The 19,857-nt window shown below is 63.1% G+C and carries 18 protein-coding genes; 5 read left to right on the plus strand and 13 right to left on the minus strand.

Translation table 11 applies throughout. The annotated features are described in order from the left end of the window. Positions 1–96 precede the first annotated feature (96 nt). Positions 97–516: a hypothetical protein gene (locus tag CO655_RS33530; RefSeq protein WP_141514350.1), complete on the plus strand. Its 420-nt coding sequence runs from the start codon at positions 97–99 to the stop codon at positions 514–516. Here CO655_RS33530 and CO655_RS23945 read toward each other — a convergent pair. The 3 genes from CO655_RS23945 to CO655_RS23955 form a co-directional block, all read right to left on the minus strand. Further along, positions 446–1,207 (minus strand): hypothetical protein, encoded by a 762-nt coding sequence (locus CO655_RS23945; protein ID WP_141514351.1) that lies wholly within the window; start codon positions 1,205–1,207, stop codon positions 446–448. The two genes, CO655_RS33530 and CO655_RS23945, sit on opposite strands and share 71 nt — an antisense overlap. 99 nt (positions 1,208–1,306) lie before the next feature. Next, positions 1,307–2,326, minus strand: coding sequence for a ketol-acid reductoisomerase (gene ilvC, locus CO655_RS23950; RefSeq protein ID WP_004668557.1), 1,020 nt, complete (start codon positions 2,324–2,326; stop codon positions 1,307–1,309). Between the two features lie 50 nt (positions 2,327–2,376). Next, a complete protein-coding gene (locus CO655_RS23955) occupies positions 2,377–3,042 on the minus strand; it encodes a TetR/AcrR family transcriptional regulator (protein ID WP_010029103.1) in 666 nt (221 codons plus the stop codon). A 173-nt stretch (positions 3,043–3,215) separates the two neighbouring features. Between CO655_RS23955 and CO655_RS23960 the strand changes: the two genes are divergently transcribed. Continuing rightward, positions 3,216–3,671 (plus strand): hypothetical protein, encoded by a 456-nt coding sequence (locus CO655_RS23960; RefSeq protein WP_097608359.1) that lies wholly within the window; start codon positions 3,216–3,218, stop codon positions 3,669–3,671. Between the two features lie 15 nt (positions 3,672–3,686). On the opposite strand, the gene CO655_RS23965 is transcribed toward CO655_RS23960, so the two are convergent. The 6 genes from CO655_RS23965 to CO655_RS23990 all read right to left on the minus strand — a co-directional run bounded on the left by CO655_RS23965 (position 3,687) and on the right by CO655_RS23990 (position 10,164). Further along, positions 3,687–5,312 (minus strand): FGGY-family carbohydrate kinase, encoded by a 1,626-nt coding sequence (locus CO655_RS23965; RefSeq protein ID WP_097608358.1) that lies wholly within the window; start codon positions 5,310–5,312, stop codon positions 3,687–3,689. A 115-nt stretch (positions 5,313–5,427) separates the two neighbouring features. Beyond that, on the minus strand, positions 5,428–6,144 hold the full coding sequence (locus tag CO655_RS23970) for an HAD-IA family hydrolase (RefSeq protein WP_097608357.1): 717 nt from the start codon (positions 6,142–6,144) through the stop codon (positions 5,428–5,430). Between the two features lie 3 nt (positions 6,145–6,147). After that, positions 6,148–6,876: a glycerophosphodiester phosphodiesterase family protein gene (locus CO655_RS23975; RefSeq protein ID WP_097608356.1), complete on the minus strand. Its 729-nt coding sequence runs from the start codon at positions 6,874–6,876 to the stop codon at positions 6,148–6,150. Positions 6,877–6,903: 27 nt separating this feature from the next. Beyond that, positions 6,904–7,824: an ABC transporter permease subunit gene (locus CO655_RS23980; RefSeq protein ID WP_010029419.1), complete on the minus strand. Its 921-nt coding sequence runs from the start codon at positions 7,822–7,824 to the stop codon at positions 6,904–6,906. 2 nt (positions 7,825–7,826) lie between these two features. Next, entirely contained in the window at positions 7,827–8,792 is a 966-nt protein-coding gene (locus CO655_RS23985) for an ABC transporter permease subunit (protein WP_170965056.1), read from the minus strand. 13 nt (positions 8,793–8,805) lie between these two features. Beyond that, positions 8,806–10,164, minus strand: coding sequence for an extracellular solute-binding protein (locus CO655_RS23990; RefSeq protein WP_097667144.1), 1,359 nt, complete (start codon positions 10,162–10,164; stop codon positions 8,806–8,808). A gap of 149 nt (positions 10,165–10,313) precedes the next feature. On the opposite strand from CO655_RS23990, the gene CO655_RS23995 reads away from it, so the two are divergent. Together CO655_RS23995 and CO655_RS24000 are read left to right on the plus strand one after the other, a co-directional pair. Then, entirely contained in the window at positions 10,314–11,348 is a 1,035-nt protein-coding gene (locus tag CO655_RS23995; RefSeq protein ID WP_097667086.1) for a sn-glycerol-3-phosphate import ATP-binding protein UgpC, read from the plus strand. 82 nt (positions 11,349–11,430) lie between these two features. Beyond that, positions 11,431–12,435 (plus strand): sugar-binding transcriptional regulator, encoded by a 1,005-nt coding sequence (locus CO655_RS24000; RefSeq protein WP_097667088.1) that lies wholly within the window; start codon positions 11,431–11,433, stop codon positions 12,433–12,435. Here the strand turns inward: CO655_RS24000 and CO655_RS24005 are convergent. From CO655_RS24005 to CO655_RS24015, 3 genes are all read right to left on the minus strand, one after another. Then, positions 12,430–14,112, minus strand: coding sequence for a hypothetical protein (locus tag CO655_RS24005; protein WP_097667090.1), 1,683 nt, complete (start codon positions 14,110–14,112; stop codon positions 12,430–12,432). The genes CO655_RS24000 and CO655_RS24005 overlap by 6 nt on opposite strands. Continuing rightward, a complete protein-coding gene (locus tag CO655_RS24010) occupies positions 14,112–15,167 on the minus strand; it encodes a glycosyltransferase family 2 protein (RefSeq protein ID WP_097667092.1) in 1,056 nt (351 codons plus the stop codon). Before CO655_RS24010 ends, CO655_RS24005 begins: the two co-directional genes overlap by 1 nt. Positions 15,168–15,271: 104 nt before the next feature. After that, positions 15,272–16,180: an AraC family transcriptional regulator gene (locus CO655_RS24015; RefSeq protein WP_097667094.1), complete on the minus strand. Its 909-nt coding sequence runs from the start codon at positions 16,178–16,180 to the stop codon at positions 15,272–15,274. Positions 16,181–16,396: 216 nt separating this feature from the next. Between CO655_RS24015 and CO655_RS24020 the strand changes: the two genes are divergently transcribed. Beyond that, positions 16,397–17,443, plus strand: a complete 1,047-nt coding sequence (locus tag CO655_RS24020; protein ID WP_010030788.1) for an NAD(P)-dependent alcohol dehydrogenase — start codon at positions 16,397–16,399, stop codon at positions 17,441–17,443. Between the two features lie 379 nt (positions 17,444–17,822). On the opposite strand, the gene CO655_RS24025 is transcribed toward CO655_RS24020, so the two are convergent. Then, the gene (locus CO655_RS24025) at positions 17,823–19,790 is read right to left on the minus strand and encodes a TetM/TetW/TetO/TetS family tetracycline resistance ribosomal protection protein (RefSeq protein WP_097667096.1); all 1,968 of its coding nucleotides are present in this window, start codon (positions 19,788–19,790) and stop codon (positions 17,823–17,825) included. Positions 19,791–19,857 lie beyond the last annotated feature (67 nt).

The following is a 19,857-nucleotide window of genomic DNA, read 5'->3' on the forward strand; positions in this document are numbered from 1 at the left end:
TGCCGTGGTCGACACGTTGCCTCCGCCCTATAACTCCCCCGTCATGAAGATGAGGTCGAAGTGCCAGAGACAGGCAGGATAGGCAGAGGAGCTGGAATGGTCTTTAAACCGCAACGATGGATGACTCGTGACTTCATTTTCACGGCGCCGCCCGCATTTCCCGACGTTACCGCCCTCCAACCCGAACGCTTCCACCTTCGGCCGCATCCGCGCAACTCGGAGCTTCCAGCGCTCGTCGTTGCGGCGCTCGACGGAAGCCAGCCGTGGGATCTGGATGCGGGCTTCGCAGCGATTGCCGCGGATCTTATCGGATCAGAAGACCAGACCGAATGGTCTCTCGCCCCCATTCAGGTGCTTGGTCATGAAGGACGATATGGAACGGCAAGCCTGTCCTCTGCAAAGCCGGATGGGGCGACCGCTTCTAAGATCGGCGGGAGCGACGTCGTCAATCCGGCGACCCAACGCGAGAAGGCAGACGCCGCAATTCTCGTATTTCATCGAGTAGTCGCTCGATGAGCCAATCCCGTTGCGGCGGTATAGCATCAATCAAGCCGATGAATGCATTTTCGATGATATCGCCCTTGAGCCATTCAATGACGCGAAGGCGCTTTTCCGGCGCGACATCACACCAGTAGCCATTTCCCCGGTAGAGGCTTTTGAGATCGGCACTGGCGAGTTGCAAGAAGGCGTTCGGCATTGGCTGCTTTAGCCACAGATCAAGGCATGGCTGGAACTGAAGATCGAGCATCGCTATAGCCACGATCCAGTCCCAAGCCGATGCGCCGGAATCGGGGTCCTGCAGCCTCTTATAGGCCCAGGCCGAATAAAAGAAGTTCGCGATGGCTGTCTGCTGGGCAATCGGCCATTGCTGCCAGTCACACAATAAAAGCTTGGAAGCGACAGTCGGCGGCTCGAAGCCTGGTGCGGAAGTATTGAAGAGAGCGCAGTGGAGAATGCGCGGCAGAAAGTGCCTGAAGTCATCGACCGAGCCGACTGTCGTTATCGCACTTGCTGCATATGGGCCAAGCTCCGCCGCATTTATTTCCCGCAAAGGCGCCGATTTGAGCGCGGTGAGGATCTTCTCTGCGTCGCGCAACGGCGAAGCGTCCAGCGAAGACGGAAAAGGATATTCGAAGAATGCGGGATAAAGCGTCTCGAGGCTGTCTTCCAAGTCCTGCCTTGCAGACCGCATAATCGCTTCAAACACATCAAAATCCCAATATGACAGCGTCGATAACGGAGCCAGCAATAGCAAAAGAGGCCGGAGCTTTCACCCCGGCCTCCCGTTCAATGTCAGCGAAATCGCTTAGTTGACCGACTTGTCGACCAGCTTGTTCTTGCCGATCCAGGGCATCATGCCGCGCAGCTTGGCGCCGACTTCCTCGATCTGGTGGCTGTCGTTGTTGCGGCGGATGCCCTTGAAGCGGGCAGCACCGGAGCGGTATTCCTGCATCCACTCGGAGGTGAACTTGCCGGTCTGGATGTCCTTGAGGACGCGCTTCATCTCGGCCTTGGTTTCTTCGGTGATGATGCGCGGACCGGTGACGTATTCGCCCCACTCGGCCGTGTTGGAGATCGAGTAGTTCATGTTGGCGATACCGCCTTCATAGATCAGGTCGACGATCAGCTTCACTTCGTGCAGGCACTCGAAATAGGCCATTTCGGGCGCGTAGCCTGCCTCGGTGAGCGTTTCGAAACCGGCGCGGATGAGCTCGACGAGACCGCCGCAGAGAACGACCTGTTCGCCGAAGAGGTCGGTTTCGCACTCTTCGCGGAAGTTGGTTTCGATGATGCCCGAACGGCCGCCGCCGACGCCGCAGGCGTAGGAGAGAGCGAGTTCAAGCGCATTGCCGGAAGCGTTCTGGTGAACGGCCACGAGGCAGGGAACGCCGCCGCCCTTCTGGTATTCGCCGCGAACCGTGTGGCCCGGGCCCTTGGGCGCGATCATGACGACGTCGACCGAAGCCTTCGGCTCGATCAGGCCGAAATGCACGTTGAGGCCGTGGGCGAAAGCGATGGCAGCGCCGTCACGGATGTTCGGAGCGATATCGGCCTTGTAAATGTCGGCCTGCAGCTCGTCCGGCGTCGCCATCATCATCAGGTCGGCCCAGCCGGCGGCTTCGGCAACCGTCATGACCTTGAAGCCGTCGGCTTCGGCCTTCTTGACTGTGGGCGAACCGGCCTTCAGCGCGATGACGAGGTTCTGGGCGCCGCTGTCCTTGAGGTTCAGCGCATGGGCACGGCCCTGCGAACCGTAGCCGATGACGGCGACCTTCTTGGCCTTGATGAGGTTGAGATCGGCATCACGATCGTAATAGACGCGCATTTGAAGTTCCTTCCCTTGTGCTTGTCCTGTTGACTGTCATTAAGGCGAAATCAGCCGAGAGCCGGCATCTCCGCCAGTACCTTTTCCGTGCCGTAGAGCCGGAGGAAGGCGGTCACCGCCTTCTCCGCCTGGCGCGCGGTATCCTTGAGGCCGGGTTCGCCGAGCAGCATGCGCACATGCAGATCGGAGACAACAAGGCCGTAAAGCGTATGATAGGCCTCGTCGGCATCGGCAAAGCGCAGGAGCCCTGCCCTCTTGCCGGAATCGATCAGCGCCATGGCGCGACGGTCGATCTGGCGGCGGCCGCGCTCGAGAAGGAGCTTGCCGAGCTTCGAGCCGTCGCGATGCGACTGGCCGATAGCGAGCCGGTTCAGCGCCAGCGAGACGTCGCCGGCCAGCACCTCCAGCAGGTCGCGCGCGAAGATGACGACATGGTCGTGCAGGCTCGCCGCCGTCAGCCGCTCACCGTTGCGCTCGAAGGTGCGCACCTTGCTCGCCTGATAGGCGATCATCGCCGAGAGCAGGCCATCGCGGTCGCCGAACCACTTGTAGAGGCTTTCCTTGGAGCAATTGGCGGCACGCGCGACACCCGAGGTCGTCAGCGCCTTCTCACCGCCATCGACGAGCAACCGCAGCGCCTGCTCCAGAACGGCGTTCTGGCGCGGCGAAAATTCGCTCGGCTCTGCAGTATCGACGGACACGGTCATGGCTCCCATATACGTACCGTACGGTACGGTTCGTGAGCTTTATGCGGCAAACCGAACGGGCCGTCAAGCCAGGCCCGGGAGATTTTTATACGGGAAAGGCGGGCGCAGCACCAGAATTGGATAGGCGGACACTGATGGCGATTGCATAATGCTTGTCGAACGTCATTTGCCGGGAGCCTTCCATGCCGCGCCTGTCTGCTGCCCTTCTCCTGGCTGGAGCGATGCTCCTGGCAGCGGCGCCCTTCACCGGCCGCGCCGCCGCGCAGGATAGCGAGGTCTATGATCGCATCGAGGAACTGCACGGCGATGCCGCGGGCTTCGACCGGCCGCTGCGCCAGCTCGTTCTCGCCATGCGCTCCGGCGATGCCGAGACCATTGCCGGCCTTGCCGAATATCCGCTGAGCGTGAAGGCCAATGGCGAGACCTACGATGTCGAGAGCGCCGAGGATTTCGTCGAGAATTTCGACGATCTGGTGACGCCGGAGACCCGCCGCGCCGTCGGCCGCCAGCAATATCAGGATCTCTTCGTCAGCAGCGAGGGCGTCATGCTCGCAAACGGCGCCGTCTGGATGGGCGCGGTCTGCGACGACAACGCCTGCGACGAGAGCCATTGGGCGATCATCGCCATCAACAATTAGCCTCGCGCAGCCATGTCAGCTGCGAAGCTTGCGCGCCAGCGTCTGCAGCTCCTTGAACGCTTCGTAACGCTTGCGGTGGAGGTCGGAAACCTCGCCGTCTGACGGCTGAAAACGTGTTTCCACCCTGGTGAGTTCGCCCATCGCCGCGCGCACGTCGGCAAATTGGCGGCCGGCGACGGCGCCGAGGATCGCTGCGCCGAGCAGCACCGGCTCTTCGGCCTTCGTGGCGACCACCGGCTTGCCGCTTGCATCGGCGAGCACCTGGCGGACGAAATCGTGCTGGCCGGCGCCGCCGCTGATGACGATGTTTTCGACGCTGACGCCCGCCTCGGCCTGCGTTTCGATGATCTGCCTGAGGCCGTAGCCGATGCCGCAAAGCCCGGCGATGTAGAGCGCAACCAGGCTGTCGACATCCCGCTCCATGCCGAGACCGGCGATAACAGCCCGGGCATGCGGATCGGCAAAGGGCGCGCGGTTGCCGAGGAACTCGGGAACGACATGCAGCCCGGCCGCCAGCTTGACCGCATCGGAAGCACGGCCCGCCTTGTCGGCGGCCATGTCGGCAAGCAGGACCGGCAGCGCAATGCCCGCGCTCGTCGCAAGCTCCCTCGCCTCGCCGGCCGCCGGATGGAAGGAGAGGAGCTGGTCGATCGCCGCGCCGGCGGCGCTCTGGCCGCCCTCGTTCAACCAGAGGCCCGGCACCATCGCCGAATAGTAAGGACCCCAGACGCCGGAAACGAAAGACGGTTCCGCCGTCGATGTCATCGTGCAGGAAGAGGTCCCGAAAACATAGGCGAGATTGGCCTGCGGATCGGCGCCGACGGTTCCGACGCCGCCGGCATGGGCATCGATCAGCCCGGCCGCGACCGCCGTTCCCGGCAGCAGACCGAGTTCATCCGCTGCCGCAGCGGTCAGTCCCTGACCAAGCGCCGAACCCGGCTCGACGATGGACGTGCCGATGCGGGCAAAACCTTCGTCTGCCAGCACGCCGAGGCCGATCTGATGGAAATAGCTGCCGTCCCAGCGCTTCTCATGGGCGAGATAGGTCCACTTGCAGGTGACCGTGCAGGTCGAGCGCGACAGGTCGCCGGTCGCCCGCCAGGTGAGGAAATCCGCAAGATCGAAGAATTGCCAGGCGGCATCGAACACGGCGGGACGGTTTTCCCGGAGCCAGAGAAGCTTCGGCGTTTCCATCTCCGGCGAGATGCGGCCGCCGACATAACGCAGCACGTCATGCCCGAAGGCGTTGATGCGCTCCGCTTGCGGGACGGCCCGGTGGTCCATCCACACGATGATATCCCGGTCCGGATCTTCCGAAGGCCCGACGGGCAGCGGCTTGCCGCCTTCGCCGAGGACGACGAGCGAGCAAGTGGCGTCGAAGCCGAGCCCGACCACCGAAGCCCGATCGATGCCGGCTGCTGCAACCGCCTCCCGCACGGCGGCGCAAACAGCGCGCCAGATCTCGCTGCTCGACTGCTCGACGATGGAACCGGCTTCATGAAACAGGCTGATATTGCGCTTGGCGGAGGCAAGCATGCTGCCGGCCATATCGAACAGGCCCGCCCGGGCGCTGCCGGTGCCGACATCGACGCCGATGACATATTTGGCGCCGGCTTCCGGGGTGTGGGATGTGTCGCTCATGGTCTCTCGTTTCAGATCGCCAGGGATCGGGTTGATGGGCAGCTGTGGCCGGGGACGCTGACATTACGCGGTCGCGGCGACATGGCAAGGCGAGCACGCGCTGGCGAGCTCGCCGTCACAGCCTGCCTCCGACATTTTCCAGAATGGCGGTGAGCTCCCCTGCCCCTGTCGCGACGGCGGCGGCTCCGGCGGCATCGAGCACCCCGCGGCGGCCGGGCCTCGGATCGGCCGGATCGACGAATCCGATGGCCGTCATGCCTGCGGCCAGTGCCGCCGCCACGCCGTGAACGCTGTCGTCGATCATGACTGACTTGCCCGGACGGGCCCGGAAGCGCTCGGCGCAATGCAACAGCAGGTCGGGTGCCGGTTTCGGCCGCGAGACAGCTTCGGCGCTGAACACGCCCTCGGCGAAGGCGCTCCAGAGATCGAGCTTGCCGAGGCTGTTGCGCAGCCGCTGCATCGTGCTGTTCGATGCGACGCATTTCGGACGGTCGAGGTTGTTGACGACCTCGGCAATGCCGGCAATCGGCTTCAGCGAGCGTTCGAATTCCTCGAACAGATGGCGATGCCACTGCTCGAACAGCGCGGGCACATCGCTGATCCCGTATTCGCGCCGGCACATTTCGGCGATGATGCTTTCCGAATTGCCGGTGAATTTGACATGGGCCTCCGCCGCGCTGATCGCAATACCGGCGCCTTGCAGCGTTTCCGCGAGCGTGCGGCTGGCGATCGGCTCGCTGTCGATCAGCACGCCGTCGCAATCGAAGATCACGAGGTCGATGCTGTCCATGGCGCCTCGCGTGCCGGGATGATCGATGCGGCTATCGAGCATGCCTCACCTCCGCGCCTGCAGGGCGAGATCCGGCCGGTCCGTGGTGATCTGCCGGATCGGTTTGGCGAGCCAATATTCGAGTTCGCTCGTTTCGTTCGGAACCCAGGCGCCGAGCCGGTCAAGCGGCACGAGCTGAGTGATCTCGTCCCACTTCGCCTGAAGCAGCGACTTCTCGATCGCGATAATATCCGAGCACTGCTTCATCAGGCGGAGGCCGCTCGCAAGGCCGAGGCGCTCGGCCGACTTGGCGTCGAAGGACGACAAGGTGCGAATTCCGGGCGCGGCCTTGCGAATATCGGCAAGCACGTCGGGATGAAAGCTCGTCAGGATCGAGCGCTCCTTTAGACCAAGCCGCTCGACGGCAGCGAATGCCTTGGCCGCCAACCCCTCGTAAGGCGTCCCATCGGCAAGGGTCTTCAGTTCGATGTGAAGTTCGAGCGGCGTGGCCTTGAAGATGGCAAGGACCTCTTCCAGCGTCGGTATCGCCTCCCCGTCGCTGTCCTTGAGGCGGATTTCACGATGTTTTCCGGGTCCGAGATCGGCGACCGGCCCATGTGTATCGGTGGTGCGTTCGAGCGTCGGGTCATGAATGACGAGCATTTCGCCAGACCGTGTCAGGTGGATGTCGAATTCCACGCCGTCGACCGGCATCTGCGCAAGTTTTCGGAAGCCCGAAAGACTGTTTTCAGGCCAGAGATTGCGGCCACCGCGGTGGCCGATGATATGCACCATCGTCTGAATATCCTTGAAATCTTCGTGTTACTTTCCGGAGTCCACCAGCCCCTTGGTGAACCAGCGTTGCATGAAGAGAATGACGGCCGCGGGCGGCAGCATAACGAGCAGCGCAGCGCTCATCGCAATGTTCCAGGCAGGTGCCGAGTCGGAAACGGGAACGAGCTGCTTCAGCCCGAGGACGGCCGTTCCCATCTCCTTGTCGGTGGTGAAGAGCAGCGGCCACAAATACTGGTTCCAGCCGTAGAGAAACAGAATGATCGACAGCGCCGCGATATTGGCGCGCGACAGCGGCAGCAGGATATCCTTGAAGAATTTCAGGGGGCCGGCGCCGTCGAGCTTGGCCGCCTCGCAAAGCTCGTCGGGAACGGTCAGGAAGAACTGCCGGAACAGGAAGGTCGCCGAGGCAGAGGCGATCAGCGGCAGGATCAGCCCGGCATAGCTGTTGACCATGTTCCATTTCAGCGAGGCTTCGATGCTGTATCCGGTCAGCCGTTCGACGACGCCGGAAAGGCCGATCGTGCCGGCAAGCCAGCGGATCGGCCCGGCAGCATCGGCGACCGCTTCATAGGTTGGAATGATGCGGACCTCGACCGGAAGCATCAGCGACACGAAGATCAGCCAGAACGCCGTCATGCGGAACGGGAAGCGGAAATAGGTGACGCCGAATGCGGCGATCAGCGAGATCGCCAGCTTGCCGACGACGATGCCGGCGGTGACGATGATCGAATTCAGGAATAACTGGGAGAACTCGCCCTGCTGCCAGGCGGCGGCCAGGTTTTCGAAGAAATGCGAGCCGGGCAAGATCGGGAACGGCGCCTGCTGAACCTCCTGCAAGGTGAGCGAGCCGGCGACGAAGGCGAAGTAGAGCGGCAGGCAGACGAAAACCGCGCCGATCAACAATATGGCGTGGCAGAAGATCGATAGACCGAGATGGCGTTCGGGCATGGCTACACCTGGTAATTGACCTTGCGCTCGAGCGCGCGGAATTGAACGATGGTGAAGAGGATGGCGATCAGCATCAAAAGCACCGACTGGGCGGCCGACGAGCCGAGGTCGAGCTGCACGAAACCATCCTGATAAACCTTGTAGACCAGGCTGTTCGTCGCCCCCGCCGGACCGCCGCGGGTGACCGCGTCGATGATGCCGAAGGTTTCGAACAGGCCGTAGACGAAGTTCATCACCACGAGGAAGAAGATTGTCGGCGAGATGAGCGGAAGCGAAATGGTGAAGAAGCGCCGGACAGGCCTTGCGCCGTCGAGCTTTGCCGCCTCCAGCAGCGAGGCCGGCACGGCCAGCAATGCGGCGACGAGGAAGATGTAATCGTAGCAGACATTCTTCCAGACAGAGGCGATCGTCACCAGAAGCTGCGCATCGAAAGGACGCCGGTTCGGGTCCCATTCGAAACCGAACCCATGCAGAAGCTGCGCGACCGGCCCCACCGCCGGATTGAAGAGGAAGGCCCAGATCACGCCCGAAATGACAGGCGCGATCGCATAGGGAAGCAGGATGATGCTCTTGTAGATCCCCCTGCCCCTGATCACGAAATCAGTGGCAAAGGCGAACAGGCCGGCAAGCAGAAGCGTCGCAGCGTTCTGTGCAACGGTGAACCAGAGCGTAAACAGCGCGCTGCCGCGATATTCCGGACTGGCGAAGAGATTGTAGAAATTCGTGAGCCCGACGAAAATCTGCGTGCCGCCGAAGGGATCGACCTGAACGAAGGCCAGCGACAGCGCCTTGTAGGACGGGATGAAAAAGAAGAACAGCAGGATCAGCAGCTGCGGCGCGACCAGGCCGAAGGCAAGCCACGGCCTGTTGAAATGGGCGGACTTCAACCCGGCCTCGGAAGGCTGCGCGATCGAGCGCCCCGTCGACAGAAGATCCGGGATGCGAAGGCGCCGGGAGGCGCCTTCCATCTTTCCCAAGGTTCTACTTTGCTGCATGAAGCTGCTCATACTGGCGAAGGATCTGGTTGCCGCGCGCCGCCGCCGCATCCAGCGCCTCCTGGGGGCTCTTCTGGCCGGTCCAGACGCCCTGGATCTCTTCCACCAGAAGCGCCATCGACTGGTTATGGTTGCCGAAACGGAAGCCGCGCGAATTGTCGGTCGGCGTGCCGCGCGTGAGCTGGAGAATGGCGATCTCGCGGGTCGGGTGATCCTTGAAATAGCCCTCGGACTTGGCCTGTTCATAGGCGGCGTTGGTGACGGGCACATAGCCGGTCTGCTTGCTCCACCACACCTGCGTCTTCGGTGAGGCGAGGAAGTTCAGGAAGGCGGCGGCACCGGCATATTCTTCCTCCGACTTGCCTTTCAGGACCCAGAGCGCGCCGCCGCCGATGGTGCTGTTCTTCGGCTCGATGCCCTCCTCATGCGGCAGGAACGTCGCGCTCCAATTGAATTTCGCACCGCTTTCGACGGCAGCATGCGCCGCGGTGGAGGCCACATAGGTCGAGCAGGTGCCCGAGGTGAAGAGCTGGTCGGGCGAGAGGCCCTGCCCGGCGATCTGCAGGATGCCGGCGTCGAGCCAGGTCTTGAGGCGCGTCACCTGGCCGACCACCAGCGGACTCTTGTTGAAGATGAATTCGGTGTCGAGGCCGCCGAAGCCATTCGCCTTGGTGCCGTAAGGCTGGTCCTGGATCGCCGCGTAGTTCTCGATCAGGCTCCAGTAGAAGTCGTTCGCCAGCGCCATCTGGCACTTCGAAACGCCCTTCTCCTTGATGGCACGCAGCTGCTTGTCGAGCTCCTGCCAGGTCTCGCCCGGCTTGTCGAAACCGGCTGCCTTGAAGTGATCGGCATTGTACCAGAAGATCGGCGTCGAGCTGTTGAAGGGCATCGCCGCCGGCTTGCCGTCGACCAGATAAAAACCGGCGACCGGCGCGACGAAATCGTTCCAGTCGATCTTGTAGCCTTCCTTTTCCATCAGCTGCGGCACCGGAATGATGGCGCCGGAATTGTACATGGTCAGGAAGCCACGCTCGGCCGCCTGGATCAGCACTGGCTGCTGGCGGACGCGGTAGGCGGCCACCATCGCCGCCATGGTCTCCTCGTAATTGCCTTTGCCGATGCCGACGACCTCGTATTTGTCCTGCGAGGCATTGAAGTCGGCGATCAGCTTGTTGGTGATTTCGGCCAGGCGCCCGCCTGCCGCATTCCACCATTCGATCTTGACGCGATCGGCTGCGCTAGCCTCACCCGCAGCTGCCAATCCAAGCGTCGCCAGTGCAGCACCCGCCGCGAACGAGCGGATCGCCCGCCGCAAGCGGGCGCCCATCGAAGACTCTGCCGTCATTTCGTTTTCCTCTCCATAGCCGTTTTCGCCGACCGGCGCGCTTGCGCCGATCAACCCCTCCCAGAGTGGCGATAAAACAAGGTTGGGGTTACTTGTTACAAATGTCAATAGCGTGTTACAAATGTATGACGGCGACGAAGGAGGATGCCATGGCAGCGATCGAACTCATCGATTTGAAGAAGAATTACGGGGCGGTTCCGGCGGTGAAAGGGATCAACCTCAGTGTTGCTGACGGCGAGATGATCGTGCTGGTCGGGCCTTCGGGATGCGGGAAATCGACCCTGCTGCGGATGATTGCCGGTCTTGAAGCCATAAGCTCCGGGCACTTGAGGATCGCTGGAAACGACGTCGGCCATGTCGATCCGGCCGACCGCAACATCGCCATGGTCTTCCAGAACTACGCGCTCTATCCCCACATGACCGTTCGCCAGAATCTCGAATACGGGCTCAAGAATCGCCGCGTGCCGCGCGACGAGATCGACCGTCGGATCGCCAATGCCGCCGGCATTCTGGAGATCGGCGAGTTCCTCGAGCGGCGCCCTCGCCAGCTCTCGGGCGGCCAGCGCCAGCGCGTCGCCATGGGCCGCGCCATCGTCCGCGATCCCGCCGCCTTCCTGTTCGATGAACCTCTGTCCAACCTCGATGCGAAGCTTCGCGTACAAATGCGAGTCGAAATCCGCAGGCTGCAGCGGCAGCTGAAGACGACGAGCCTCTACGTCACGCACGACCAGCTCGAGGCCATGACGCTCGCCGACCGGCTGGTCGTCATGAACGGCGGCCGGATCGAGCAGATCGGCACGCCGATCGAGGTCTATCGCCGCCCCGAAACCGTCTTCGTTGCCGGCTTCATCGGTTCTCCGCCGATGAACCTCATCGATCTCGATGAGCTCGGCCCCTGCGACCTCCCGCTGCCGAGAGACACGGATCTCATCGGCATCAGGCCGGGCGCGGTCGATCTCGGTGCCGGGTCGGCACGCGATCTCCAGTTCGACGCTCATGTCGAATTGATCGAGACCGTTGGTGATGAGAACAACGTGCATCTGCGCATCGACGGCAGCGATAGGCGCATCGTTGCGAGCGTTTCCACCGATCAGCGGATGCAGGACGGCGACCGCATTTCCTGTCATGTGAGAAGGGATGATCTGCATCCCTTCAACCGGACGACGGGGCGGCGAACCGATTGACCTGCTGACGGCAAGCCCCTGCGATTGACAAGCGCCGGGGATTTGAGATCCATGGCGTCGAAGCGGAGGCGCAGTTTATCGCATGTCACAGAACAGAAGTGCTTCTCTTGCGCCTGTAGCGCTCCCCGACGAGCAGATGCAGGTGCGCGTCGTCTGGCTCTACTACATGGAGGGACGCACGCAGGGCGAGATCGCCGAAGCGCTGTCGACCAACCGGCTTCGCGTCAACAAGATCATCGCCGAGGCGCGCCGCTCCGGCCTCGTAACGATCACGCTCAATTCCCGGCTCACCTCCTGCGTCGCCCTGGAGCAGCAGCTGGCGGCGGAATTCAACCTCAATCGGGCAATCATCGTTCCGACGCCCGAGGATGCGGAACTCATCCCCGTCCTGCTCGGCCAGGCGGCAGCCGATTATCTCGTGCAATTGCTGAACGGCGGCAACATCCGCGGCGTCGGCGTCGGCTGGGGAGCGACGCTTCGCGAAATGGTGCGCCACATGCCGTCGCTGAGACGGCCCGATCTCTGCGTCAACTCGGTCATGGGCGGACTGACGCACGGCATCGAGATCAATACGTTCGACATTGCGAGCGATCTCGCCCGCCAGCTCAATGCCGAATGCGCCTATCTTGCAGCGCCGATCTATGCCGGCAGCCCGGAGTCGCGCACTGCGATCATCAAGCAGGATGTTTTTGAAACGGCCTTTCGCCAGATCGAGGCCAACGATGTCATCGTGCTCAGCATCGGCGACATGACCGAACGCTCGCTGCTGATGCGCTACGGCCTGCCGAGCAGCATCAATATCGAGGAACTGGTTGCAGCCGGCGCCTGCGGCGATGTTCTCGGCCAGTTCGTCGACAAGACAGGGCAGCCGATCGAACATGCGATCAACAGATGCGCGATCGCGCCCGAGCTCGAAGCGCTGCGCGCCATTCCGAACGTCATCTTCGCCTCTGGCGGCCTGAACAAGGCGCAGGCCATCGCCGCCGTGCTGCTGTCCGGTCTGGGCAACGTGCTGATCTGCGACGAAGACACGGCCCGCCAGGCGCGACAGCTTGCGCTCGATCTCAGGGCTGGCAGCGGTTCATAAAGCCGCCACGCAACCGGCGGGAACCGAAAGAGGTTCTCCCGGCGCCGCCTTGTCGATCGCGTAGAGCTTGGCGAAACCGGCATCCTCGACCAGCGTCAGGCCGCCCGGCATCAGGGCGCCGACATAACGGTCGGGAATATCGGCGTTGGCGACCAGGATAAAATCGAAGCGGCCGCGCCAGTCGGAGAGATAAGGCGCATAGGCTTTGTATATCTGCATCATCTCAGGGCAGGAAAGCACGCCGACCGATACCAGATTGCCCTCGGGAACCGCGATCTCCGACCAGGGCGGCAGAACGGTGAGCGGCTGCTTGCCTTTAGCGGTAAAGAGCGTCGGCACGAAAGCATGCGAAAAGGGCACGGCGAGCGTCGGCAGGTGCCGGAAAGTGTCCAGCCCCCAGGCGAAATGCCGGTTGGAATGGGCAAAGCCGCCGACCATCTCGGCCTCGTGCCCCAAAGGCAGTACGGCCGCACCGGCCGGCACCTTTTTGAGCACGGTCTCGAAGGCAGCGACGTCCTTCTGCGCCAGCCACCAGTTCCAGCCGATCCAGCCGGTCCGGCCGAAAACCGCGAGATTGACGACGAGCGCCATAAACAGTGCATGGCGGCGCGTCAGATTGGCAAAGGGGCACACCATCGCCATGGCGACGAGCGCCGCCATCACAGGAAAGCGCCAGCTGATCCACCCGGTGCCGAGCATGTGGAGCGGTGCGGCGCAGGAGAGAAGCAGCAGCCCGCAGGCGGCAACCGCAAGGCCCACATGCATACGGATGTCGCCTGCGCGAGCGGCGCGCGTGCAGATGAGGATCAGCGGCAGAACCAGCAGGACATCCACGACAGGCACATAGGTGGTGATGGCGGAAAGCAGGTTCATGACGATCGGGACGAGGCCATCGTTCCAGACCAGCCCGAGGCCATCGCCGCCGGCATTCGGCAAGGCGGTCGTGCGCAGATAGAGCGCAAGCGGCGGCAAGGAACAGGCGCCGATCGCCAGCGCCAGACGGCCGGCGAGCCTCATCAGCCCTGCCTTCGATCGCAAGATGTCGAAACGCCAGGAAAATTCGAGGCCGCAGACAACAGCCATATAGAAGCCGAGCGAGAAGAGGTGCATCACCGTCAAGAGCAGCGCGGCGGCAAGCCTCCAGGCAAACAGCAGCGCGAAATTTCGGCGCTGCAGCCGCAGGTCGGCGCAGGCGAAGAACAGGGCCATGCCGAGGCCGATCTGGAAGTTGATGAAGCCGCCGATCATCGTGGCGCACCAGCCAAGCGACAGCATGGCGATCTGCCAATAATGCCGGCCGCCGAAGAGCGTCCGGTGCAGACTGATCGCGCCAAGCGGCGGCAGCACGATCGCCAGGAAAAGCAGGGCTCGCGCCAGCCGGTCGGCGCCGACGAGCGGCCCTATCCAGGCTGCCAGAAGATCGATCCCGACATTGGTGAAGGTTCGGTTCCAGTCGATCGCATAGATCTCGGGAAACGGCTGATCGCCGATGCCGCCCGAAAGCAGCCAGATGCGGGCGTAGTGATTGGCGTAATCGAGAACCGGCGGAAAGGGAAAGAGCACCACCAGCGCCGCGGCGAGCGCAACGAAAGCGATGATCGCAACCGTGGAGTCTTGCCGGGCGGTCAGATCCTCAAGTCCGGCTGCCGCATGAACAGGCGCAGCAATCCGATCCATCATCCGGCCCGGCTGTTCTTTTTCGCGCGCGCTTCGCCTGGCACGAAGGCCGCATCCAGTGCTGCGCGCTTGTCGCCGGCGCCCATCTCGGAAAAAGCGGTCGGCAGCTCGGCATGTTCGCTGCCACGCAGGATCGTCTCGATCATGAACATCGGCCGCCTCTTGCTCTCCTGCACGAGACGGCCGAGATATTCGCCGATGATGCCGATGCAGATCAGCTGGATGGCGCTGAAGGCGCTGACGGCGGCCATGATCGACGACCAGCCGGTGACCGTCTCGCCCTGCAGCCAGCGCACGAAGGTATAGACGAGCAAGGCCATCGCCACACCGGCGCTGATCATGCCGAGCCATGTGGCGATGCGCAGCGGCGTCGTCGAAAAGCTGGTGATCGCATCGAGCGCGAAATTGATCATTTTGCGCAACGGATATTTCGTCGTGCCGGCAAAACGCGCGTCGCGCTCATAGGGCAGCGCCACCTGCCGGCCGCCGATCCAGCTGACCATGCCGCGGATGAAGCGATCGCGCTCCGGCATCGCCAGCAGGATATCGACGACGCGCCGGTGCATCAGCCGGAAATCACCGGTATCGCGCGGGATGGTCACGGAAGCGAGCCTGGAGAGCGTGCGATAGAACAGCGAAGCGGTGGCGAGCTTGAACCAGGTTTCGCCCTCGCGGCGCGTGCGCTGGCCGTAGACGACGTCGGCGCCGCGCTCCATGATCGGCATCATCATCAAAAGCAGTTCGGGCGGATCCTGAAGATCGGCGTCGATCAGGAGAACGCGCTCGCCCCGCGAGGCGGAAAGGCCCGCCGTCGACGCCAGCTGGTGGCCGTGATTGCGCAACAGGCGAACGCCGAGCACCTGCGGCACTTTTGCAGCCAGTTCCGAAATGATCTCCCAGGTGCCGTCGGAGGAACCGTCATCGACGAGAATGAGCTCGAACGCGTCGCCGGCAACGCTCTGCGCGGCGGCAGAGGCGCGGCGGCAGAATTCGCGCAGGCCCTCTTCCTCGTTGTGACAAGGCGCGACGATGGAAAGAAACGGTGCTTGCGTCATGCGGACGGCGGTGCCTGCTTGATGGATGGCGCCAGCCTAGCCGGGAAACGTCAAGCATCCTTTAATACAGCGGAAAGCAAGTGTATCGCGCCGGGCGCAGCGCTCTATTCGGCCGCCATCATCTCGCGCACGCCGTCGATATCGCGGGCCGGCGACGCCCCGTAGAGGCGGCTGTATTCGCGGCTGAACTGCGACGGGCTCTGATAGCCGACGCGGTGGCCGGCGGTGCCGGCATCGAGCCGCTCCACCAGCATCAGCCGGCGCGCCTCGTGCAGGCGCAGCTGCTTCTGGTATTGCACCGGCGTCATCGCCGTCACCGACTTGAAATGGTGATGGAAGGAGGACACGCTCATATTGACGCGCTCGGCGAGGTCCTCGATGCGCAGCGGCCGGGCGAAATTCTCCTTCAGCCAGGCGACGGCACGGGCGATCCTGTTGCTGTGGCTGTCAGCCGTCGCGATATTGATCAGCCGCGCGCCGTGCGGCCCGGTCAGCACGCGGTAGAGGATCTCCTGCTCGATCAGCGGCGCCATGGCGGGAATGTCGCCTGGACGATCGAGCAAGCGCAGCAAACGAACGGCGGCATCCATCAGCTCCGGCGGCGCGACGTTCACCACCATGCCGCGCTGCCCGTCGGTATCGGCGGCCGGGCGCGGAATGTCGATGCGGCTCAGCAATTCCAAGAGCTTCTCGGAATCGATTGCCAGCCCCAGGCAGAGATGCGGAACCTCGGGGCTAGCCTCGGTGACGCGCCAGGCGACCGGCAGGTCGAGCGAGGTCAAGAGATAATCCCCGGTGCCGTAGCTGATGAGCTCCGTGCCGAGCTGCAGGCTTTTGGCCCCCTGCAGCACGAAGGCAAAGCAGGGCCGGTAGCTGCTGTGCAAGGGATCGCTGGGCTTGGACCGACGGCTGACATGGAGATTGCCGATCGCGGTCGAAAACTCGCCATCGCCAGGCGCGAAGCGCATCGCGATGTCGACGATTTCCTGGTAGGGGCTGAAGGGCAAAGTCATGCGGCAACTCTTTCTGTCTGACGCCTGCTGATCGGCTCTAATCCGAAGTGGCTTCTATCTAGGTTCGCCCGGGCATTTCGAAAACGGGCCGTCCGCTCATTTTTGCAGGATCGTGCAAGAAGCTTGGAGGATTACTCTACCTCCCTCGCCGCGTTCGGGGCAATAGTGCGTCATACCGCTCAACCCCCACCTCAAAAATCGAAAAAGGAAGGTTCCATGCCTATTGCAAGAGGCTATGCCGCCACCGACGCTTCCAAGCCGCTGACCCCTTTTACCTTCGAACGCCGCGAGCCGAACGCCGACGACGTCGTCATCGACATCAAGTTTGCCGGCATCTGCCATTCTGATATCCACACCGTGCGCAACGAGTGGAAGAACGCCGTCTATCCGATCGTGCCGGGCCATGAGATCGCCGGCATCGTTTCGGCCGTCGGTTCCGCCGTCACCAAGTTCAAGGTCGGCGACCGTGTCGGCGTCGGCTGCTTCGTCGATTCCTGCGTCGGCTGCGCCGAGCGCGACCTCGACCGCGAGCAGTATATGCCGGGTCTCAGCGGCACCTATAATGACTTCGAAGCCGACGGCAAGACGAGGACGCAGGGCGGCTATTCCGACTCGATCGTCGTCAGGGAAGGCTACGTCATGTCCATCCCTGACAACCTGCCGCTCGATGCTTCCGCACCGCTGCTCTGCGCCGGCATCACGCTCTATTCGCCGCTGCGCCACTGGAATGCCGGCCCCGGGAAGAAGGTCGCGATCGTCGGCATGGGCGGCCTCGGCCACATGGGCGTCAAGCTGGGTTCGGCGATGGGCGCCGACATCACGGTTCTCTCCCAAAGCCTTTCCAAGAAGGAAGACGGCCTGAAGCTCGGCGCCAAGGAATATTACGCCACCAACGATCCGGAGACCTTCACGAAGCTCGCCGGCACCTTCGATCTGATCATCTGCACCGTCAGCGCCGAGATCGACTGGAACGCCTATCTCGGCCTGCTGAAGGTCGACGGATCCTTCGTGGTGGTCGGCGCGCCCGAGAATCCAATCCCGGTGCACGCCTTCGCGATCATCCCCGGCCGCAAGAGCATCTCCGGCTCGATGATCGGCTCGATCAAGGAAACCCAGGAAATGCTGGATTTCTGCGGCAAGCACAACATCGTCTCCGAGATCGAGAAGATCAACATCCAGCAAGTCAACGAAGCCTATGAACGCGTCCTGAAGAGCGACGTCCGCTACCGCTTCGTCATCGACATCGCCTCGCTGGCGGCTTGAGGAACAAGAGCGGCTCCTTCGGGAGCCGTTTTTTTATTGGTGGCACACCCAAGCTTCCTCATGCTGGGGTGCGCAGCCCGCAAGGCGGAGCCTTGAAGCACGAGGCTCTCTCTGTACAGGAAGCTTAAGAGTCATTCACGGCGCGGACGCGCCGTGGCTGGATTCCTGTGACGAGCACAGGAATGAGGGGAGGAGAAGTGGTGCCCCGACAGCGGATCAGCCCCTCCGCGCCACTACATCGGCCCATCCAACACCTTGTCGCGAGGACAGATTTGATGGGAGCGCCCGCCCCACCCTCCCTCATTCCTGTGCTCGTCACCGGAATCCAGCCACCGCGCGTCGGCGCGGTGAATGACCCTGCATGAGTGCGAGAACCGCTTCAACCGTCTCGCGACACGCGCTCCCCACCTCCCCGCAACCGCAGCAGATATTCCACCGGGTTGAACGGATCAGGCCCCGAACGCGGACGCAGGCGCGGCGGCCCTGATAGCGGGGCATAGTGATCGAAAGCCGTCTCCATCGTCGCTGCCCCGCTCGTCAGCCCCGGCAATTGCTGCTGGACGCTTTGAACCATCTGAGACGCCAGAGTGCCTTCCAGATGCGCCACCCCATCGGCAATCACCGAATCCGTCGTCATCGCGGCGGATTTCGCCAGCAGGGTCAGCACGCCGCCCAGGCTCTCGGCCGGCGTTTCGAGATGAAAGCGGTCGACCGGTTCGCAGAGCACGGTTTGCGCGGCCGAGAGCGCCGTTGCCAGAACCCAGGGCGTCAGCTGCCGGAAGTCGGCGGCAGTGCTGGCCGGCGAGCTATGGCGCGCCGCCGTCATCGCCACATGGCAATCGATGACCTGCCAGCCGAAAATGCCCTGCTTCAGCGTTTCGAACACGGTTTCCTCGACCGCCCGGTAAAAAGCGACGGGCATCTGGCCGACATCCACTTCGAGCGCAAAGCTGTTGCCCGCCCCGGCGGGACGCGGCTCGACCCGCAGGCCGACGGTGGCAAGAAACGGATTGGGCTCCTTGAAGAGGATCTGCAGGCCGCTTCCCGTTGCCGCCGGCCTCTCGGCCAGGATGACCGTGCTTTCCTCGAAGCTCGCCTCGAGGCCGAAATCCGCCAGAAGGGTCGATTGGATAACCTCCTTCTGCACCTCGCCGTAGAGCGATACGAAGACCTCGTCGGCATCTTCGTTCCGGTGCAGGTTGATCAGCGGATCCTGTTCGGCCATCTGGCTTAACGCCAGCCACAGCGCCGCCCTCTCCGAAGGCCGCCGGGCAAGCACGCGGGTTTCGAGCGTCGGCGGCGCGAAGTGAGCCCTTCCGGCCGCACCCCGATCGCCGCCCACCACATCGCCGATCCGGGCGCCGGCAAGCCCGCTGACGCGCGCGATCTGTCCGGCGGCAAAGCTCTCGGCGCCATGGCTGCGCCCGGCCTGAAAGAGCTGGATTGCGGTCACTCTCTCCGGGCCATTCGGCAGATCGAGATATTGCCGCAGCCGCACCGTGCCTGATGTCAGATACACATAACTCAGCTTCTCGCCGCCCCAGCCGCGCTCGATCTTGAAGATCCTGCCGGCGACCGGCCCATCCGGGTTGGGGCGCCGCTCGGGCAAGATCGCGGCGATGGCCGAGGCCAGCGCCGGCACGCCGGCGCCGGTCATAGCCGCGCCCGCGAAGACGGGATGCACAAGGCCGCGCGCCACCTGATCGGCCAGAGCGCGGCCGAGCCTTTCCCCCGTCAGGCGCTCGGGGGCGAGCACATAATCATCGAGCAGCACTTCGTCGTTTTCCCCGAGCGCCTCGCAGAGCGCCGAAAAAAGTGGCTCGTTTCCCGGGTCCAGGGCCTCCACCCCGGCAAGCTTGCTGCCGGCATTTATGACCGAAGACATGGGGATCGGCCGGACGGCCAACTGCATGGCAAGCGCCTCCATCACCTCCCCATATCGGGCGCCAAGGCGATCGACCTTGTTGATGAAGAAGACGAAGGGAACGCCGAGCCGCCGCAGCGCCCGCACCAGCACGCGCGTCTGCGCCTGCACGCCTTCGACCGCCGAAACCACGACCACCGCCGCATCCAGCAATCCCAGCACCCGTTCCACTTCGGCAATGAAATCCGGATGGCCGGGCGTATCGATCAGATTGACGGTCCTGCCGCCGATCGCAAACGACACCACCGCGGCCCGGATCGTGATGCCGCGCTGCCGTTCGAGTTCGAGCGTATCCGTCTGTGTATCGCCGCTATCGACGCTGCCTGGCTTGTCGATGACGCCGGCGTTAAAAAGCAGTCTTTCGGTAAGGCTAGTCTTGCCTGCATCCACATGGGCGAGGATGCCCAGATTCATAGTGCGCATGAACCACCATCTTCTCAGAAATTCGGATGTGATTTTCGTGAGAAGTGACTCGGCGCATTGGAACCTC

The organism is Rhizobium sp. M1 (assembly GCF_002531805.1).
Lineage (GTDB): Bacteria > Pseudomonadota > Alphaproteobacteria > Rhizobiales > Rhizobiaceae > Rhizobium > Rhizobium etli_C.

Coding starts and splice junctions, on each gene's coding strand:
- CO655_RS24015 (WP_097667094.1), bottom strand. CDS start 16,180: ATGACTTTGCCCTTCAGCCCCTACCAGGAAATCGTCGACATCGCGATG.
- CO655_RS23960 (WP_097608359.1), top strand. CDS start 3,216: ATGCCGCGCCTGTCTGCTGCCCTTCTCCTGGCTGGAGCGATGCTCCTG.
- CO655_RS24005 (WP_097667090.1), bottom strand. CDS start 14,112: ATGGATCGGATTGCTGCGCCTGTTCATGCGGCAGCCGGACTTGAGGAT.
- CO655_RS24000 (WP_097667088.1), top strand. CDS start 11,431: ATGTCACAGAACAGAAGTGCTTCTCTTGCGCCTGTAGCGCTCCCCGAC.
- CO655_RS24025 (WP_097667096.1), bottom strand. CDS start 19,790: ATGCGCACTATGAATCTGGGCATCCTCGCCCATGTGGATGCAGGCAAG.
- CO655_RS23995 (WP_097667086.1), top strand. CDS start 10,314: ATGGCAGCGATCGAACTCATCGATTTGAAGAAGAATTACGGGGCGGTT.
- CO655_RS23980 (WP_010029419.1), bottom strand. CDS start 7,824: ATGCCCGAACGCCATCTCGGTCTATCGATCTTCTGCCACGCCATATTG.
- CO655_RS23975 (WP_097608356.1), bottom strand. CDS start 6,876: ATGGTGCATATCATCGGCCACCGCGGTGGCCGCAATCTCTGGCCTGAA.
- ilvC (WP_004668557.1), bottom strand. CDS start 2,326: ATGCGCGTCTATTACGATCGTGATGCCGATCTCAACCTCATCAAGGCC.
- CO655_RS23985 (WP_170965056.1), bottom strand. CDS start 8,792: ATGGAAGGCGCCTCCCGGCGCCTTCGCATCCCGGATCTTCTGTCGACG.
- CO655_RS23990 (WP_097667144.1), bottom strand. CDS start 10,164: ATGACGGCAGAGTCTTCGATGGGCGCCCGCTTGCGGCGGGCGATCCGC.
- CO655_RS24020 (WP_010030788.1), top strand. CDS start 16,397: ATGCCTATTGCAAGAGGCTATGCCGCCACCGACGCTTCCAAGCCGCTG.
- CO655_RS23955 (WP_010029103.1), bottom strand. CDS start 3,042: ATGGGAGCCATGACCGTGTCCGTCGATACTGCAGAGCCGAGCGAATTT.
- CO655_RS23965 (WP_097608358.1), bottom strand. CDS start 5,312: ATGAGCGACACATCCCACACCCCGGAAGCCGGCGCCAAATATGTCATC.
- CO655_RS23970 (WP_097608357.1), bottom strand. CDS start 6,144: ATGCTCGATAGCCGCATCGATCATCCCGGCACGCGAGGCGCCATGGAC.
- CO655_RS24010 (WP_097667092.1), bottom strand. CDS start 15,167: ATGACGCAAGCACCGTTTCTTTCCATCGTCGCGCCTTGTCACAACGAG.
- CO655_RS33530 (WP_141514350.1), top strand. CDS start 97: ATGGTCTTTAAACCGCAACGATGGATGACTCGTGACTTCATTTTCACG.